Here is a 17,606-nt window from a genome sequence, read left to right as displayed (position 1 = left end):
GACGATAGTGCGGCAACGACTCCGCGTAACCGCGGCAAGCGCCTGTTTTCCCTATGAGAGGTTAGAAGATGTCCGCCTATGTGAAAATCGAGACTGTGTCTTTCGGCGAGGTGGAGCGCCGCCTTGCGGCGGTTCCGGAGGACGGCGGCAAACCTCTCGTCCTCGTCGCCCTCGCGGGAGCCAAGCTTCGCTTCGGCTCGGAATCCGAGACCATTCTCAAAGAGGCGCTTCCGCAGCTGAGCCGCGCCGCCGCCGCGGCGAAATTCACCGGCAAGCGCGGAACCTCGCTCGATCTCTACGCGCCGCAGGGGCTCCCCTCCGTCGGCCGTCTGCTGGTCATCGGGGTCGGCGCCGCCACTGAGGGCGATTCGGCCGACAAGGCCGAGGTTTTCGACGATTTTCTCGGCCTCGGCGGCCAGCTGGCCGCCAAGCTCGGCCAGGGCCAGAATGCGCTCGTCGTCTTCGATCCGCCGGAGGCCCCGGCCGATCCCGCCGCGGCGGCCGGCCAATTCGCGCTCGGCGCGGAGCTGCGCGCCTATAAGTTCGACCTCTACCGCACCAAGAAGAAGAAAGACGATACGGAGCGCGACGGCGCGAGCGACATAGCGCTCGCCATCGCCGATCCTGACGCCGCGCGCGCCGCGGTCGGGCAATCGCTCGGCCTCGCCGAGGGCGTCGTCATCGCCCGCGATCTCGTCAATGAGCCGGCCAACGTCCTCTTCCCGGAAGAGTTCGCGCGCCGCGCCGCCAAGCTCGCCGCTCTCGGCGTCGAGGTGGAGATTCTGGACGTTCCGGCGCTGCAGGCGCTGGGCTTCCGCGCGCTGCTGGGCGTCGGCCAGGGCTCCGTCCATCCGAGCCGCGTGGTGGTGCTGCGCTGGAACGGCGGCGCCCCCGGCGCGCAGCCCATCGCCTTCGTCGGCAAGGGCGTCTGCTTCGACACCGGCGGCATCTCCATCAAGCCCGCCGCCAGCATGGAGGATATGAAGGGCGACATGGCCGGCGCCGCGGCCGTGACCGGCCTTCTCCACGCGCTCGCCACGCGCAAGGCCAAGGCCAATGTCATCGGCGTGCTCGGCCTCGTCGAGAACATGCCCTCGGGCGAGGCGCAGCGGCCGGGCGATATCGTCACCTCGCTCTCCGGCCAGACGATCGAGATCATCAACACCGATGCGGAAGGCCGCCTCGTGCTCGCCGACGCGCTCTGGCACGTGAAGGACAAATACAAGCCCGCCTTCATCATCGATCTGGCGACGCTGACGGGCGCCATTCTGGTGGCGCTGGGCCAGGAGCACGCCGGCCTCTTCTCAAACAATGACGAGCTGGCCGGCCGCATCCTCGACGCGGGCAAGGCGACCGGCGAGAAGCTCTGGCGGCTGCCGATGGGTCCGGCCTATGACAAGCTCGTCGATTCGAAATTCGCCGACATGAAGAACACGGGCGGCCGCCACGCCGGCTCGATCACGGCGGCGCAATTTCTGGAGCGATTCGTCGACAAGACCCCCTGGGCGCATCTCGACATCGCCGGCACGGGCATGGGCTCGCCGGCCTCCGACATCAACCAGAGCTGGGCTTCCGGCTGGGGCGTGCGGCTGCTGGACCGCCTGGTGAAGGATTATTACGAGGCCTGACGAGACCGGCCGCCCCGCCGGGCTTCGGCGGGGCGGTGAATGACGAGCAATTTGGTTCGGATAACCTCTTGCTCGACCGACCGGAGCAGTCTATAGACCCCCTCGTCCGCTCCCTTCGTCTAGTGGCCCAGGACGTCGCCCTCTCACGGCGAAAACACCGGTTCGAGTCCGGTAGGGAGCGCCAATAAAATCAAGCGGTTGGAATTTAGTCTCGCGCCCGAGGCCGTGGCGCGTCCGTGGACCGGCGTCCAAATTCGGCGTCTGTGCCGCCACGCCCGCGGCCTGCCGCGATCGCGCTATTCCCCATCATTCGTCAGATGGCGCTGAGCCGATCAGAATTTCTGTCACTGCGATAGCGTCAGCGCGATTTTGAACGTCGCGCCGCCGCCGGGAGTGTCTTCGACCCAGATGCGGCCGCCATGAGCGTCCATAATTTCTTTGGCGATCGCGAGGCCCAGACCCGTGCCGGACGTCGTTTCGGTTTTTCGCCAGAAGGCTTCGAAGACCATTTCGCGAAGGGCGGGCGCGACGCCTTCTCCATGATCGATGATCGCGACGATTCCGTCATCATCGACTCGAACCACAATCGTTCCGTCTTTCGGCTCGGCGCGAAGCGCATTGTCGATGAGATTTGTCACGACGCAGTCGATCGCACGCTGATTTCCACGCACGAGCATCGACGCCCCGCTGCTCTCGAAATCGATGAATCGATTGCAATCCATCGCGAGCGGCAGAAAGTTGGACACTATTTGCCGAACCGATCGCTCGAGATCGATGCTTTGATCGAGCGTCGTCTGGCCTTCCGTCAGCCGCGCGGCGACCAGCATTTGTTCGACGATCGACCGAAGCTGGCTCGCCTCGCCCAGCAATTCGCTCTTGAGGGTGGACGCTTTCGCATTCTCCAAGCGCGCGCGCATTATGGCGAGCGGCGTGCGCAATTCATGCGCCGCATTGGCGGTGAAGCGCCGCTGTCGCTCCACCCCCGCATCGAGGCGCATCAAAGCCTCGTTCATTCCCTCCACCAAAGGCGCGATTTCGACGGGAACGCCGCTCGTCGGCAATCGCTGGCGCAATGAGTTCATGTCGATTCGCGCGACTTCGCCGACGATCGCTCGCAAGGGCGTCAGGCCGCGCCGCACGACGATCCAAGCGACTCCGACTGTCGTCAGCATGCCGACGATCAGATAGGCGCTGACCCAGGCGAGATCGTTCTTAAGGGAGAAAAATATGTCTTCGGGCCGAAATTTTTGTCCATAGAGCGCAACTTGCATCAGGCCTATGGGCGTCTTGCGAAACATCATATGACCGGAGCTGCCCGGCCATTGGTCGTCGCCCATGGTGAAATGGAGATGATCGGCGCGGATCTCGGCCAAGCTCGCCAATTTGGAGACGAGCTTCGGGGACGAGCCCGCCAAAGGCCGCATCCGCACCGGATCGAACACGGCGAAGAGCAGACCGGGAACGCGCTGCATTTCGAGTTGCAGGCCGCGCGTCGGCTCGATTTTTCCGAGGCCGTCCTCTCCGCGCGCTAATGAGTTGTCCACGAGAGCGGTTACGCGAACAGACGCCATTTCATCGAATGACGCATTGAACCCGCCGACATTGGCCAGTCCTAGAACGAACATCACGATCCAGGCGAACACGAATGCGGGAATTTGCGCGGCCGTCAGCAGAACGGTAACGCGCAATGCGAGCGACGGGGCGTTGGTCACGCCTCGTCCTCATTCGATTTCGATTCCCGAATGATGTAGCCGAGGGAGCGAGCCGAATGAATTTCGACGCCGGCTTTCAATTGGGTCAGGCGAACGCGCAGGCGCGACACCTGCGACGTCAGCGCGTGGTCCTGCGCCTCGATCTCGTTTCCGTAGAGCTGGGCGTTGAGCGCTTCTCGCGAAACGACGCAATTGGCGCGACGCAGCAAAGTCTCCAATAGGATCAGCTCGCTGCGTGGGAACAGAGCGGGTCGACCGGCGATCGACACTGTGCGCTCGTCCAAATCGAGGGACAGCGTCCCGAGCTCGATCGGCGGACTCGGCTGATCCCTGCGCCTTCGAAGATGCGCGCGAATGCGGGCGATCATTTCGTCGAGGTTGAACGGCTTGGTGAGATAATCGTCGGCTCCGGCCTCCAGTCCGTCGATTTTATCGTCGATCGCATCGAGCGCGGTCAGCATCAGAATGCGGATCGCCGGCTGCTTCTTTCGCAGCAGGGCGATCAGAGAGATGCCGTCTCCGTCGGGTAGTCGCCTATCCAGCAAGGCGAGCGAATAAGCATGATCCTCGAGCGCGATGGCGGCATCCTCTTTCGTGCCGACTCGATCGACGCCATAGCCGGCGCGCTCGATCCTGGCCGTCACTTCGGACGCCAAGGCCGCATGATCTTCCACCAAAAGAATTCGCATGGGCGCCGCTCCCAGCTGTCATCGATGCGCGGCTCGAGCGACGAGCGTCCGAAATACGCATCCTCCGTTTTCATATCGAAGGAGAGCCGCCGGGAAAAGCGCTCGGCGAGATGCGTTATGGAGCGAGTCTCATACACTTCGGCCTCGAGACTGTGGCGCCGGCGCCACAGCTTCCGCCTTTTTGATGTATTTTTAGGGCCGCGAGGTTCCCGAGACACTTCGCTCTTAATGCTCGAGCTCACGACCCGAGGCGTCGCCCTGGCCAAAGCCGGAGGCAAACATGCTATGGCATTGGCCGAACGGGTCTTTTGAGACATGGGCAGTCATGATGATCGCGCGAGAGGGCCAGCAAGCGGAAAGGCGCCGACGACCGGCGTTTTCTGCGTTCCTCTTCGGCATTTTGGCTCTGTCCTTCGTATTCCTCAGCCTCGCCGCGGGGCCGTCTTCGATCCCGTCTCTCGCGCGGGTCGGCGATGGCGGTTTCGCCATCTCCTTTCGCGGCGCTCCTTGCCTGGCCGACCGGCATAGGAGTGATGCGCCTCCCGCAAAAACTGGCGATCATTCCCAGTGCTGCGTCCTCTGCGGCGCGCGCGATTTCGACGGCGCGACGCTCGCTGGCGCGACGCAGAAGAGCGAGGCGTTCGCGCCTCGGCCGGCGCTCGTCGTCGCTGCGGTTCGGCAGCGTGAGACAAGGGTTCGCCCGCCCACGGGTTGGGCCAGCTCCTGGTCGTCACAGGCGCCGCCGATTTTCTCCTGACCGGCTGAACGAAGACCCTCGGGTCCAACCATCTCGTCACCGTTCATGCGGGCGTCGATCGCCGCGCAAGGAGATATTCTATGCTTCGTTCCATCCTGTTGCGCGGCGCATCCGCCGGCGCGCTCATGGCCTTGTCCTCGATCCATCCCGCTCTGGCGCAGGAGTCGTTGCCGGCGATCGACATTGGCGCTGCGGCGGGGCCAGTGCGGCCCACAGCGCAGTCTGCGCGCGCCGAGGCGGAAAAGACCAGCTACCACCCCAAAAGCGCAACAACGGCGCTCAAGACCAATACGTCCATCATGGAGACGCCGGTCTCGGTGCAAGTCGTGCCGCAGCAGGTGCTGCTGGATCAACAGGCGACGACGCTGGCGCGCGCGGTGGACAATGTCAGCGGCGTTCGCTCATTCGATTCCGGCTATATCGGCGGCAATGATCAATTTCAGATCCGCGGCTTCACGACCCCCTATGTCTATACCGATGGGCTGCGGTTGCAGAGCGGCCTGCCCGGAACGTCGTCACTGATCAATGTCGAGAAGGTCGAGGTTCTCAAGGGGCCGGCCTCCATCCTCTATGGCCGCGCGGACCCCGGCGGCATCGTCAACGTCGTCACCAAGCAGCCCGAGGCGGTTCCGCATTACGTCATCCAGCAGCAAATCGGTTCGTATGATTCCTACCGAACGACGCTGGACGCCACCGGTCCTCTGACGAAAGACGATACGCTGCTCTATCGGCTGACGGCGGAGGCGGATCTAGAGCATTCTTTTCACGAGACGAACTATTCACGAAATTACTTCGTCTCGCCGGTCGTGCGATGGAATATCGACGCCGCGACACAAATAACATTCAATCTGCAATATGGCCGTCAAGCCATTCCCTTCGATGTCGGCACGTTCGGATTCACCAAATACGATCCGCTCTCATTGGTGTTCGGCGTGGGTCCGGCGGCCTTTCTGCCGCGCGAGCGCGCATTCAACGATCCGAACTCCTCGATGAATGTCGAGACCGTGAAATACGGTTATAATTTCTCGCATAAATTCTCGGAGGATTGGACGCTGACCAATCGCTTCGAAGGCATTGTCTATCACTCGGACAATTACTTGGTGGTTCCGGTCGGATTCGCAGCCAATTCGCCGACGCAACTGAGCCGCGTCGCGATCGCCAATAGCGGCGTGCGAGACAGCGTGAATTTAAATCTCGATCTCACGGGAAGATTCGAAACCTATGGCGTCGAGCATTCGGTGCTGGTCGGCGGCGATTACTTCTCCAATCGGGCGTTCAATCCATTTTTCGGCGCATCGAAAATTCGGCAGTCGAACATCGACTATCTGTTTCCGATCCATAGCGTCACGCCGACCACTCTCAGCCAATACAATAGCTTCCTTCCCGGCTCGACCTCGATCAACCGAGAAGACTGGTACGGATTCTATGTTCAAGATCAGCTGAAGCTTCCCTACAATCTGTTCGTGTTGGCCGGAGCTCGCTACGACCGCGCCATCACGCATTCGAACGCCTATGACGGAAACGGCGAGCAGCTCGGCAATAATTCTCAACGCGTCACGCCGCGCTTCGGCCTGCTGTGGCGGCCGATCGAGGAAGTGAGCCTCTATGGCAGCTATCTCGAGAACTTCGGCTCCGCCGGCGGCGTCTCCGGCCCCGCCGGGCCGACACAGCAAATTCTGCCTTCCGAGACTGCGCAGCAATGGGAGGTCGGCGTCAAAACCGAGCTGTTCGACAAGCGCCTCACTGCGACTTTGGCCTATTACAATCTCATCAAGCAGCATGTCGGCGTGTCGGACCCCGATCCGACCAGAGCCGCTCTCGGCTACCGCGTCGCGACGGGCGAGATTCGCAACAGAGGCGTGGAGCTGGATGTCGCAGGCGAGATTCTGCCCGGTTGGAAGGTGATCGGCGGCTATTCCTATATCGACTCGATCGTCGCCAAGGACGAGGGCGTCGTCAGCGATCCGCTCGGCAATACGGTCAGCTTCAAGGGCTTCACCGGCTTCATCCCGGCGGATGTGTCCCGTCACATGGGCAATCTGTTCACGACCTACGAATTGCAGGACGGCGATTGGAAGGGCCTGAAATTCGGCGGCGGCGTCAACGCCCGTAGCAAATCCTACGGCGACAGCCTGAACAGCTATCATGTTCCCGGCTACGCCATCTTCAATCTGCTCGCGTCCTATAGCTGGAACCTCTACGGGACCAAGCTGACCGCGCAGCTCAATGTCGAAAATCTGGCCGACACGCGCTATTACCCCACCGGCAACCGAGGTCAGTTCCAGATTGGCGTCGGAACGCCGCGAACATTCAAGGGCTCCATCCGCATGGAGTTCTGACGGTCTCTCGCGCCCTCCGGGCGCGGGCGCATCGCTGGGTGGGCTCGGCGATGGCGGGATTTCTCGTCATTGTCGAGCTGACCGGCGGCATGCTCGCATGCGGAGAGATATTGGCGTCCGCAAGCGGAATCGACGCGGCAGGAGGGCGCCGAAAAGCGCGCCGGGCCGGGGAGGCCGACATCCGGCCGAAGCGATGGGGAGGGGCGCGGCGATATTCCTGAGGGTAGCGGCGGCGGGCGGGCGCTTTGCCCAGGAAAAGCCTCGAGCGGGGGGCAGCTTGCCTTGGCCGCCGATCGACCCTGGCGCCGGCCTCGGCTTGCGCCGCGACGGCGGAGCGTCTAGCCAAGCGGCTCGGAACAGGCGCGCCGACGGCGGGGCGCATCGGGGGGAGGGCGGCGACAGGCGATGGCGATCGATTCTGCGCGACATGTGCCGGCGCCGTCGCGCCGCGCGAGGGCCGCATGATCGGCGTCACCATCACGCGCTATCTCGCCGCGCGCTTCACCAAGACGATCATGGCGATCTTCGTCACCATGTTCTGCCTGATGTTCGTCGTCTATTTCGTGGAGCTGCTGCGGCGCGCCGGCGACGTTCCGCAGGCGGGGGCCGGCACGGTGGCGCTGATGACGCTGCTGCGCGTCCCGGCCACGGCGGAGATGATTCTCCCCTTCGCTGTCCTGTTCGGCTCCATGGCGACCTTCGTCGACCTCACCCGCAAGCTCGAGCTGGTGGTGGCCCGCGCCTCCGGCATGTCGGTCTGGCAGTTCCTGCTGCCGCCGGCGCTGGTGGCGGCGACGATCGGGATCGTCTCGGTCACACTCTATAATCCTGTCTCCGCCATGATGAAGATGCGCTCCGACCAGATGGAGCTGGATCTTTTCGGCGTCGAGGGCAGCGTGCGCATCGATCACGGCAAATGGTTCCGCCTCAATGGCGTCGACGGCCAGGCGATCATGCATGCGGTCGATGTGCGGGCAGGGGGGCTCGCGCTCGATGGCGTCAGCGTCAATGTCTATCAGAAGGACGGCGTCTTCCTGGAGCGCGTCGAGGCGCATCGGGCGCGGCTGCAGGCCGGGGTCTTCGTGCTCGAGGACGCCCGCGTCAGCGCGCCGGGGGAGGAATCGCGCGCCGTCGGCTCCTATCTGCTGGCCACCGATCTGACGCCCGAGCAGCTCGCCTCCGCCGCCACGCCGCCGCAGGGGGCGCCCTTCTGGGATCTGCCGCGACTCGGCGACAGCAGCCGCGACGCCGGGCTCGATCCGACCGGCTATGCGCTGCAGTTTCAGACACTTCTCGCGCGACCGCTGCTGCTCGTCGCCATGGTTCTCGTGGCCGCTTCCTTTTCATTAAGATTCTTTCGATTCGGCGGAATCGCGCGGACCATTTCGGGTGGCGTCGCGTCGGGCTTCGTGCTTTATATCGGCACGAAAATCTTTTCCGATCTGGGTGGCGCAGGCGTCATAAGCCCGCTCGTCGCTGCTTGGTCGCCTGCTCTCGTCGGAAGCATGTTGGGTGCGCTCGCTCTCTTGCATTCGGAGGACGGCTGATGGGCCTTCGCCGTCGTCGCCGCACTCGCGAACATAGGCCGAGCGCGGAGCGCATCCGCTCCGCGCAAGCCTCGTCGCGTCGCGTCTCAAACATCATCCCCATTCTTTTGCCGGCCCTGGCCGCGCTCCTCGCCGCCGCGCCCATCGCCGCGCGCGCGCAGCCTTTGGCCGCGCCGCCGCCGCAGAGCGCGCAGCGCATGGTGGTGGAGGCCAAGGAGCTCGCCTATGACGAGCGCCGCAATGTCGTCACCGCGCGCGGCTCCGTGCAGATCTACTACAAGGGCCGGGTGCTGGAGGCGGATCGCGTCATCTATGACCGCAATACGCAGCGCGTCTTCGCCGAGGGCCACGCCAAGCTGACGGAGAAGGACGGAACGGTCGCCTATGCCGAGCGCTTCGACTTCACCGACGACTTCAAGAACGGCTTCATCGAAAGCCTGCAGGTCGAGAGCGCCGAAAGCACCCATTTCACCGCGCCCCACGCCGAGCGCACGGGCGATGTCACGACCTTCGACCAGGGCGCCTACACGGCCTGCGACGCCTGTCAGGACGATCCGACCAAGCCGCGGCTGTGGACGGTGCACGCTAAGCGCATCATCCACGACAATGACGAGAAGGTGATCTATTACGAGGACGCCTCGCTCGAATTGTTCGGGACGCCGATCGCCTATCTCCCCTATTTCTGGTCGGCCGATCCCTCGGTCAAGCGCAAGTCCGGCTTTCTCAACCCGCAGCTGACCTATCGCCAGCAGCTCGGCTTCGGCGTCGGCGTGCCCTATTATTGGGCGATCGCGCCCGATTACGACCTCACCATCACGCCGACCGGCTTCACCCGGCAGGGGGCCTTCCTCTCGGCCGAGTTCCGCCAGCGGCTGGAGAACGGCTCCTATATTATCCGCGCCGAGGGCACGCATGTCAGCGACCCCAGCGCCTTCACCATCGCGCCCTATGGCGCGCGCAACGAACGTTGGCGCGGCTCGATCTATTCGAATGGCGAATTCGCGCTCAATGACAATTGGCGCTTCGGCTGGGACGTCACCGCGCTCAGCGATCGCTATTTCCTGCAGGACTACAAGCAGTACAACAGCTTCCTGCAGAACTACTTCTTCCGCGAGGCGTCCTCCACCGTCTATCTGACGGGGCAGGGGCCGCGCAGCTATTTCGACCTGCGCGGCTATTACTTCCAGGGACTGTCCGCGACCGACGTGCAGGCGCAGCAGCCGGTCGTGCATCCGCTGCTCGACTATAATCGCGCTTTCGACGTCGATCCGGCCAAGACATTCGGCATTGGCGGGCAGATCACGCTGGACGCCAATTTCACCAGCACCTCGGCCAGCATCGCCAATTACGAGTCGATTCAGCCGCGCACGCTCGATTCGGCCTATGGCCTCTACAATGTCTGCCAGCTCTACTCGCCCTCGGCCGACCCCTATAAGAGTGGCTGTCTGCTGCGCGGCGTTGGCGGCAATTACGAGCACGCCACGGCGATGGCCTCCTGGCAGCGCCGAATCATCGATCCGCTCGGCGGCTCCTGGACGCCTTTCGCCTTCACGCGCGTGACGGGCTCCTATCTCAACTACGACACCAGTAATTCCTACGCCGCCTACAACAGCTATTGGCAGCCGATTCCCAATTCGGCGCAGTCGCTGTTCGTCAATGGCTCGGACAGCGTGTTTCGCGGTCAGGCGACGCCGGGCGGCGGCGTCGAATGGCGCTATCCCATTCTCGCGCGCAGCAGTCTCGGCGATCTCGTCGTCGAGCCGATCGCCCAGGTGGTGGCGCGGCCGAACCAGTCGTCGATCCCCTCGCTCGTCAACATGGACGCGCAGAGCCTCGTCTTCGACGATTCCAACCTGTTCGAATGGAGCAAATATTCCGGCTACGACCGTTTCGAGACCGGCACGCGCATCAATTACGGCGGCCAGGCGACCATGACTTTCGCCAATGGCGGCTTCGTCAACGCGCTCGCCGGCCAGTCGCGGCAGCTCGCCGGCAAGAACGGCTATTCCACCGCGGATGCGGCCAATGTGGGCCTCGCCTCCGGCCTCGACACGCGCACATCGGACTGGGTCGGCCGCCTCGCCATCGCGCCCACCTCATTCTTCAGCATCGTCGGCAAAGGGCGCTTCGATCCGGACGGATTGCGCGGCCGGCGCATAGATGTCGTCGCCTCGTTCAAGCTCGATCCGCTCACGGTCAATCTGCAATACGCCAATTACGCGTCGCAGGCGGTCATCGGCTTCGACCAGCGCCGTCAGGGCATGTCGGTGAACGGCCGCTACGATATCACCAAGAATTATTTTCTCACCGGCTCCGCCACTTTCGACATGAGCCGCTATCTCTACAATTCCTTGACCGTCTCGCCGGCGACGAATATCACGCTGACGGGCAGCACCATCACGGGATCGGCTCCGCTGTTCTCGGTCGCCGCGCTAGGCCTGGGGGGCGGCTACAAGGACGAGTGCACCACCTTCTCCATCAATTATTCGTCGGTTTTCCAAGGGAACACCTCGAGCGGACTCTCGCGGAACCAGACGATCATGGTGTCGCTGCAATTGCGCACGCTGGGCGACGCCAAGTTCAACTACGGGCTCGGCTCGCTCCAGCTCAATGACGGCGTGCGCACTCAGCCCTGACGAGCGAACGTCGTGACGACGTTCCGAACCCTTCGAGGAGATTTCCCATGCCGCTGCGGCTCGCCAAAATCTTCGACCAGAGCGCTCTGGCCCGCGCCGCGGCCGCCGCGGTCATCGGCCTCGCCGCCATCGCCGCGCCGCTGCGCGCCGAGACCGCCGTTCCGCAAAAGGCCGAGATCGAGAAGATCGTCCACGACTATCTCCTCGCCAATCCGGAGGTGATTCGGGACGCCATAGACGAGCTCGACCGCCGCCAGAAGGTCGCGGAAGCCGATTCGCGGCAGAAGGCGGTGGCTCAAGGCGCGGACAAATTGTTCAACTCCGCCAGCCAGGCGGTGATCGGCAATCCGTCCGGCGACGTCACCCTGGTCGAATTCTTCGACTATAACTGCGGCTATTGCAAACGCGCGCTGGACGATGTCGCCAAGCTCATCGAGGGCGACCCCAAGCTGCGCGTCGTGCTGAAGGATTTCCCGGTGCTCGGCGCCGGCTCGGTCGAGGCGGCGGAGATCGCGACCGCGGCGCGCCTGCAGCTCAAGCCGGAGAAATTCTACGAATTCCACCGCAAGCTGCTCAATACGCGCGGCGCCGTCGGCAAGGCGCAGGCGATCGCCGTCGCCAAGGAGCTGGGCGTCGACACCGCCAAGCTCGAGAAAGATTCCAAGAGCCCCGAGGTCAAGGCCTCGATCAAAGAGGTGATGGAGCTGGCCGACAGCCTCAATCTGACCGGCACGCCCTCCTGGGTTCTGGGCAAGGAAGTGATCATTGGCGCGGTCGGCTTCCAGCCGCTCAAAGCCAAGATCGAAAATACTCGCAAATGCGGCAAGACCGTCTGCTGACGGAGGCGGGGCTTCCTTCGCGGCGGCAATGACGCTAGAAGGGGCGCGCCGGCGCGGCGCGCGCCCTTCGTCAGGACCCTTTATGCCCGCCGTCCACGTTCTAAACGGTCCAAATCTCAATCTGCTCGGGACGCGCGAGCCCGACGTCTACGGCCGCGCGACGCTCGACGATATAAAAACGCGGCTGGCCGAGATTTGCGCCGCCCGCGGGATCGAGCTTTTGTTCCGGCAGTCCAACCATGAGGGCGACCTCGTGGATTGGATACAAGAGGCGGGCAAGGCCGGCGCGCCGGTCATTCTGAACGCCGGAGCCTTCACCCATACGTCGATCGCGCTCCACGACGCCATAAAGGGCTCGGGAGCGACCGTCGTCGAGGTGCATCTCTCCAATGTGCATGCACGGGAGAGCTTTCGGCGGCACTCCTACATCGCGCCTGTGGCTCGCGGCGTCATCGCCGGTTTCGGAGCCGATTCCTATGTGTTGGCGTTGAACGCATTGTTCGATCGAGAAGAAAGAAAGACCTGAGCAATCATGGCGCGCAAAGTTCAAACTCGTCGCCCCTCCACCCCTGCCGCAAAACCCAAAGCCGCCGCCGGAGCCGCCGGCGTCGACACCGAGCTGCTGCGTGAGATCGCGCGCCTGCTCGCCGAGAGCGATCTGACCGAGATCGAGGTCGAGAAGGGCGATCTGCGCATTCGCGCCGCGCGCACACCGGCAGCGCCCGCCCATGCGACCATCGCTCTGCCGGCCGCAGCCTATGCGCCGGCGCCGATCGCCGCTCCGGCGCCCGCAGCCCGGCCCGCTGCGCCCGCGCCGGCCGAGCACGCCGATGCGCTGAAATCGCCCATGGTCGGCACCGCCTATCTGCGGCCGAGCCCGGACGCCAAGCCTTTCATCGAGGTGGGCGCCCGCGTCACCGCCGGCGACAAGCTGCTGCTCATCGAGGCGATGAAGACCTTCAACGACATTGTCGCGCCCAAGGGCGGCGTGGTGACGGCCATATTGGTCGAAGACGGACAGCCGGTCGAATATGGCGAACCGCTCCTCGTGATCGAGTAGGGCGCCCATGTTCGACAAAATCCTCATCGCCAATCGCGGCGAGATCGCGCTTCGCATTCTGCGCGCCGCCAAGGAGCTCGGCATCGCCACCGTGGCCGTGCATTCCACGGCGGACGCCGACGCCATGCATGTGAAGCTCGCCGACGAATCGGTCTGCATCGGGCCGCCGGCGGCGCGCGAATCCTATCTCAACATTCCGGCGCTGCTCTCGGCCTGCGAGATCACCGGCGCCGACGCTGTGCATCCGGGCTATGGCTTTCTCTCGGAGAACGCCCGTTTCGCCGAGATCGTCTCCGAGCACGGCCTCACCTTCATCGGCCCCAAGGCCGAGCATATCCGCCTGATGGGCGACAAGATCGAGGCCAAGGCGACCGCGAGGCGTCTCGGCATTCCCTGCGTGCCGGGCTCCGACGGCCCCATCACCGATGGGAAAGAGGGCGCGAAGGTCGCCGCGAAGATCGGCTATCCGGTGCTGGTGAAGGCGGCCTCCGGCGGCGGCGGCCGCGGCATGAAAGTCGCCCGCAGCGAGGCCGAGCTGCATTCCGCCATCGCCACCGCGCGCGCCGAGGCCAAGGCCGCCTTCGGCGACGACACCGTCTATCTCGAGAAATATCTCGACAAGCCGCGCCATATCGAGATTCAGATTTTCGGCGACGGCAAGGGGCAGGCGATCCATCTCGGCGAGCGCGATTGTTCGCTGCAGCGCCGGCACCAAAAGGTGTGGGAGGAGAGCCCTTCGCCCGCGCTCAATGACGAGCAGCGCGGCGAGATCGGCGAGATCTGCGCCAAGGCGATGCGCGAGATGCATTATGCCGGCGCGGGAACGATCGAGTTTCTCTACGAGAATGGCTCCTTCTATTTCATCGAGATGAACACGCGCATCCAGGTCGAGCATCCGGTGACGGAAGCCGTGACCGGCGTCGATCTCGTCAGCGAGCAGATCCGCGTCGCCGCCGGCTCGCCCTTGTCGCTGCGGCAGGAGGATATCTGGTTCTGGGGCCATGCGATCGAATGCCGCGTGAACGCCGAGCATCCGTCGAGCTTTCGGCCCTCGCCGGGACGCATCGCCTATTACCATCCGCCGGGCGGCGTCGGCGTGCGCGTCGATTCCTCCGCCTATCAGGGCTATACGATCCCGCCCAATTACGATTCGCTGATCGGCAAGCTCATCGTCCACGGCCGCAACCGCACCGAGGCGCTGATGCGGCTGCGGCGCTCGCTGGACGAGTTCATCATCGACGGCGTGGATACGACGCTGCCGCTGTTCCGCACGCTGGTGCGCAACGCCGATGTGCAGAATGGCGTCTATGACATCCACTGGCTCGAGCATTTTCTGGCGACGGGCGGCATAGACCCGAGCTTCTGATCAGCGCGCCTTGCGGCGGCCGGGCAGAGCGCAAACGGCGGCGAGCGCGGTCTCCAGCTCCGCGCTGCCGGCGGCTTTCGCCGCCTCGCGCAGCAGGCGCCATTGGCCGGCGTCCGACCAGCGCAGAAACTGCCGGTAGACCGTGCTCCAATTGCCATAGTGCGGCGGCAGATCGCGCCAGGCGCTTCCCGTCCGCGCGATCCACAGCACGCCGTCCATGACGCGGCGGTGGTCGCGCGGCGGCCGCCCGCGCTTAGTCCCCGTCTCGATAACGAAGCCCGCGCAGAGCGCCCATTCGCCATGGTCCAGCCGGCCGTCGATCACGAGGGTCTCCGCACGCCGTCTCGTGCGCTGAAGCGCGTCGCGCGCGCTTTCTGCGAGAATGCTGCATTCTCTCCTATAGCTGTCGCGCTTTCGGCGTATCCCACGAATGGAGGAAAAGCGATCAGGGCAGCGTCGCGCCCGACAGCAGGCGCACCAGCTCCACCTGACGCGACACGCCGGTCTTGGCGAAGATGGCGCGCAACTGCGAGCGAATGGTCTCGCCCGAGACGCCGTGCTCCCGCGCGATCTCGGATGCGGCGCGGCCCGCCGCAATGGCGCGGGCGACGCGCGCCTCTGCGGGGGTGAGGTCGAACAGTCCTTGCAGCAGGCCGGCGCTGGGCGCGGCGCCGATGGTCAGCTCGGTGACGATCAGCAGCAGCTCGCCGGCCGCGAACACATCCTGAGCGGAGCCGCGGATCGGCGCGAGATGCAGGACCAGCGGCGGCCCGCCCTCGCGAGCGGGCACAGGCAGGGATTGCACCCCGGCAGGCGCGCCGACGACGCGCAGCCGGGCGAGCGCCTGCGCGAACAGCGCATCGGCGCGCGGATCGGCGATGACGGCGCGCTCGCGCCGATCCTGCACCAGCGACGGCACGAAGCGCGCGAAGAGATCATTGGCGAGCAGTAGCCGATGCGCGCGCGACAGCACGGCCGCCGGCAGGCCGAGCGCGCGCATCGTCTCCGCAGCGGCGCGCGCGCGCGCGAGGCCGAGCCGGGCGGAGATCAGCGCGGCGCGGGCGAGATGGCCGCCGATCGTGTCCAGCGCATCGAGCATGGCGCGATCGAAGGGGCCGTCGACGAAGCGCTTTTCCCAGCTGAAGATCAGCATGTCGCCCGAGGGCGGGGCGGCGATCCGGCCGGCGCACCAGCCGAGCCCGAGGCTCCGCAGATAGGTGTAGGTCGGATCGGCGTCCATTTCCTCGGGCGAGAACATCTCATGGTCGCTGAGGAAGCCCGCGGCGCCGAAGGAGAGCCCGCGCGCCGGTCGCGGATTGCGCGCCGCCCATCCCTGCTCGACGAATTCCGCGAACATGGGCGCAATGCGCGGCGAGGCGGTCCAGCCGGAGAATTGCGAATTGGCCGCGAACAGAATGCCGCCGAAAGAGCCGCTGAGCGTCGAGATGGCGTCCAGCACCTCCGGCCACAGCTCCGGAACGACGGCGGCCTCGTAAATGCGATCGGCCAGGCGTTCGAATTGCGGCGGCGCTGATCTGTGCATGGGTAAAATCCGCGGCGGAAACGAGCAATGGATGCAATATATCCGCCGCGCAGCTTTGAATATGAGACGGTCTCGCGCGCATTCTCATAACGCCGGCGCGTGCGCCGAAAATCGTCGCTACTCGCCCGGCCTCGCCGTCAGAACGCGGCTCAGGCCTCGCCCAGCAGCTCGTCGAAATAAGCAATGGTGCGCAGCAGCCCCTCGCGCAATTGAATTGTCGGTCCCCAGCCGAGCAGGCGCTCCGCCGCGGAAATATCCGGCCGGCGCTGCTTGGGATCGTCCGCCGGCAGCGGCTCGAAGACGAGCTTGGAGGAGGAGCCGGTGAGGTCGATCACCTGCTCGGCGAGCTGCCGAATGGTGAATTCATTCGGATTGCCGATGTTGATGGGGCCGACGATATCGTCGGGCGAATCCATGAGCGCGGTGAAGCCGCCGATGAGATCGTCGACATAGCAGAAGGAGCGCGTCTGCTGGCCTTCGCCATAGATGGTGATGGGCTCGCCCTTGAGCGCCTGCACGATGAAATTGGAGACGACGCGCCCATCGCGGGCGTGCATGCGCGGCCCGTAAGTATTGAAGATGCGCACGACCTTGATCTTCAGTCTATGCTGCCGATGATAGTCGAAGAACAAGGTCTCGGCGCAGCGCTTTCCTTCGTCATAGCAGGCGCGCGGCCCCAGCGGATTGACATTGCCCCAATAGGATTCCGGCTGCGGATGCACGGAAGGGTCGCCGTAGACCTCCGATGTGGACGCCTGAAACACCTTGACCTTCAGCCGCTTGGCGAGGCCCAGCATGTTGATCGCGCCGATCACGCTGGTCTTGGTCGTCTGCACCGGATCGAATTGGTAATGGATCGGCGAGGCGGGGCAGGCGAGATTATAGATCTCGTCGACCTCGACGAAGAGCGGAAAGGTTATGTCGTGGCGCAGCAGCTCGAAATTGTTGTGATCGAGCAGATGATGAACGTTTCTGCGCTGGCCGGTGAAGAAATTATCGACGCAGAGGACCTCGTGTCCCGCGGCGAGCAGCCGCTCACAAAGATGCGACCCGAGAAAACCAGCGCCACCGGTGACGAGAATTCTGCGGCTTTCCATGCGAGCGCCCTGCATAGCCCCGAAAAACAGCGTGTTCTCGAATTGCGATTCGTGGCGGCGCTGCGGTTTCAGATAGCACCTCGACCCGCGCCGCGCAACGCCGCCGCTTCCCCCTCGCGACGGCCGTGAGACGCCGCCGGCGCCCGGAGTGAATTTGAGCGCTCGAGCATTTCACTCGAAACGGAAAGCCCGCCTGAGCCAGCGGCTGCGCTCTTTTCCGAAACGACACGGCAGCGTATAGAGAGGCCCGACGCCGCAACGCAAACCGTTCGGTCGAGGGGCCGGTTTAGCTCAGCTGGTAGAGCAACTGATTTGTAATCAGTAGGTCGCGGGTTCGAATCCTGCAACCGGCACCAATATTTCAATATGTTAGCGCGACGCTCTGCCGGGGCA

12 protein-coding genes, 2 tRNA genes and 1 pseudogene are annotated in these 17,606 nt (G+C 64.3%); 10 read left to right on the top strand and 5 right to left on the bottom strand.

The genetic code is table 11. The annotated features are described in order from the left end of the window. Positions 1-68: 68 nt before the first annotated feature. Together EDE12_RS18870 and EDE12_RS18865 are read left to right on the top strand one after the other, a co-directional pair. Positions 69-1,628: a leucyl aminopeptidase gene (locus EDE12_RS18870; RefSeq protein ID WP_026599182.1), complete on the top strand. Its 1,560-nt coding sequence runs from the start codon at positions 69-71 to the stop codon at positions 1,626-1,628. A 108-nt stretch (positions 1,629-1,736) separates the two neighbouring features. Continuing rightward, a tRNA-Glu gene (locus EDE12_RS18865) sits at positions 1,737-1,812 on the top strand. Between the two features lie 160 nt (positions 1,813-1,972). Here the strand turns inward: EDE12_RS18865 and EDE12_RS18860 are convergent. Both EDE12_RS18860 and EDE12_RS18855 read right to left on the bottom strand, forming a co-directional pair. Further along, positions 1,973-3,340: a HAMP domain-containing sensor histidine kinase gene (locus tag EDE12_RS18860; protein ID WP_024880780.1), complete on the bottom strand. Its 1,368-nt coding sequence runs from the start codon at positions 3,338-3,340 to the stop codon at positions 1,973-1,975. Next, complete coding sequence (locus tag EDE12_RS18855) at positions 3,337-4,029, bottom strand: response regulator transcription factor (RefSeq protein WP_024880779.1); 693 nt, start codon at positions 4,027-4,029, stop codon at positions 3,337-3,339. Before EDE12_RS18855 ends, EDE12_RS18860 begins: the two co-directional genes overlap by 4 nt. Before the next feature lie 837 nt (positions 4,030-4,866). Here EDE12_RS18855 and EDE12_RS18850 point away from each other — a divergent pair. From EDE12_RS18850 to accC, 7 genes are all read left to right on the top strand, one after another. Further along, positions 4,867-7,125 (top strand): TonB-dependent siderophore receptor, encoded by a 2,259-nt coding sequence (locus tag EDE12_RS18850; RefSeq protein ID WP_051592532.1) that lies wholly within the window; start codon positions 4,867-4,869, stop codon positions 7,123-7,125. 461 nt (positions 7,126-7,586) lie between these two features. Further along, positions 7,587-8,672, top strand: coding sequence for an LPS export ABC transporter permease LptG (gene lptG / locus EDE12_RS18845; RefSeq protein ID WP_024880775.1), 1,086 nt, complete (start codon positions 7,587-7,589; stop codon positions 8,670-8,672). Then, positions 8,672-11,308 (top strand): LPS-assembly protein LptD, encoded by a 2,637-nt coding sequence (locus EDE12_RS18840; protein WP_024880774.1) that lies wholly within the window; start codon positions 8,672-8,674, stop codon positions 11,306-11,308. Before lptG ends, EDE12_RS18840 begins: the two co-directional genes overlap by 1 nt. A gap of 47 nt (positions 11,309-11,355) precedes the next feature. Continuing rightward, complete coding sequence (locus tag EDE12_RS18835; RefSeq protein ID WP_024880773.1) at positions 11,356-12,147, top strand: DsbA family protein; 792 nt, start codon at positions 11,356-11,358, stop codon at positions 12,145-12,147. An 82-nt stretch (positions 12,148-12,229) separates the two neighbouring features. Further along, positions 12,230-12,673 (top strand): type II 3-dehydroquinate dehydratase, encoded by a 444-nt coding sequence (gene aroQ / locus EDE12_RS18830; protein ID WP_024880772.1) that lies wholly within the window; start codon positions 12,230-12,232, stop codon positions 12,671-12,673. A 6-nt stretch (positions 12,674-12,679) separates the two neighbouring features. Then, positions 12,680-13,207: an acetyl-CoA carboxylase biotin carboxyl carrier protein gene (accB, locus tag EDE12_RS18825; protein ID WP_024880771.1), complete on the top strand. Its 528-nt coding sequence runs from the start codon at positions 12,680-12,682 to the stop codon at positions 13,205-13,207. A gap of 7 nt (positions 13,208-13,214) precedes the next feature. Continuing rightward, positions 13,215-14,573 (top strand): acetyl-CoA carboxylase biotin carboxylase subunit, encoded by a 1,359-nt coding sequence (gene accC, locus EDE12_RS18820; protein ID WP_026599179.1) that lies wholly within the window; start codon positions 13,215-13,217, stop codon positions 14,571-14,573. Between the two features lie 99 nt (positions 14,574-14,672). Here the strand turns inward: accC and EDE12_RS22340 are convergent. From EDE12_RS22340 to EDE12_RS18805, 3 genes and pseudogenes are all read right to left on the bottom strand, one after another. Beyond that, a pseudogene (locus EDE12_RS22340) lies at positions 14,673-14,882 on the bottom strand (transposase); the annotation flags it as partial. 136 nt (positions 14,883-15,018) lie between these two features. Continuing rightward, positions 15,019-16,116, bottom strand: coding sequence for a helix-turn-helix transcriptional regulator (locus tag EDE12_RS18810; protein WP_051592530.1), 1,098 nt, complete (start codon positions 16,114-16,116; stop codon positions 15,019-15,021). A gap of 149 nt (positions 16,117-16,265) precedes the next feature. After that, positions 16,266-17,213 carry a UDP-glucuronic acid decarboxylase family protein gene (locus EDE12_RS18805; RefSeq protein ID WP_024880767.1) on the bottom strand — a complete coding sequence of 316 codons (948 nt, stop codon included), beginning with the start codon at positions 17,211-17,213 and terminating at the stop codon, positions 16,266-16,268. Positions 17,214-17,493: 280 nt separating this feature from the next. Here EDE12_RS18805 and EDE12_RS18800 point away from each other — a divergent pair. Further along, positions 17,494-17,569: transfer RNA gene (locus EDE12_RS18800), tRNA-Thr, on the top strand. The last annotated feature ends 37 nt before the right edge of the window (positions 17,570-17,606 follow it).

The sequence above is a fragment of the Methylosinus sp. sav-2 genome (genome assembly GCF_004366495.1).
GTDB lineage: Bacteria > Pseudomonadota > Alphaproteobacteria > Rhizobiales > Beijerinckiaceae > Methylosinus.
The sequence above is the reverse complement of the archived record's forward strand: the minus strand, read 5'-3'. Positions and strand labels throughout refer to the sequence as shown.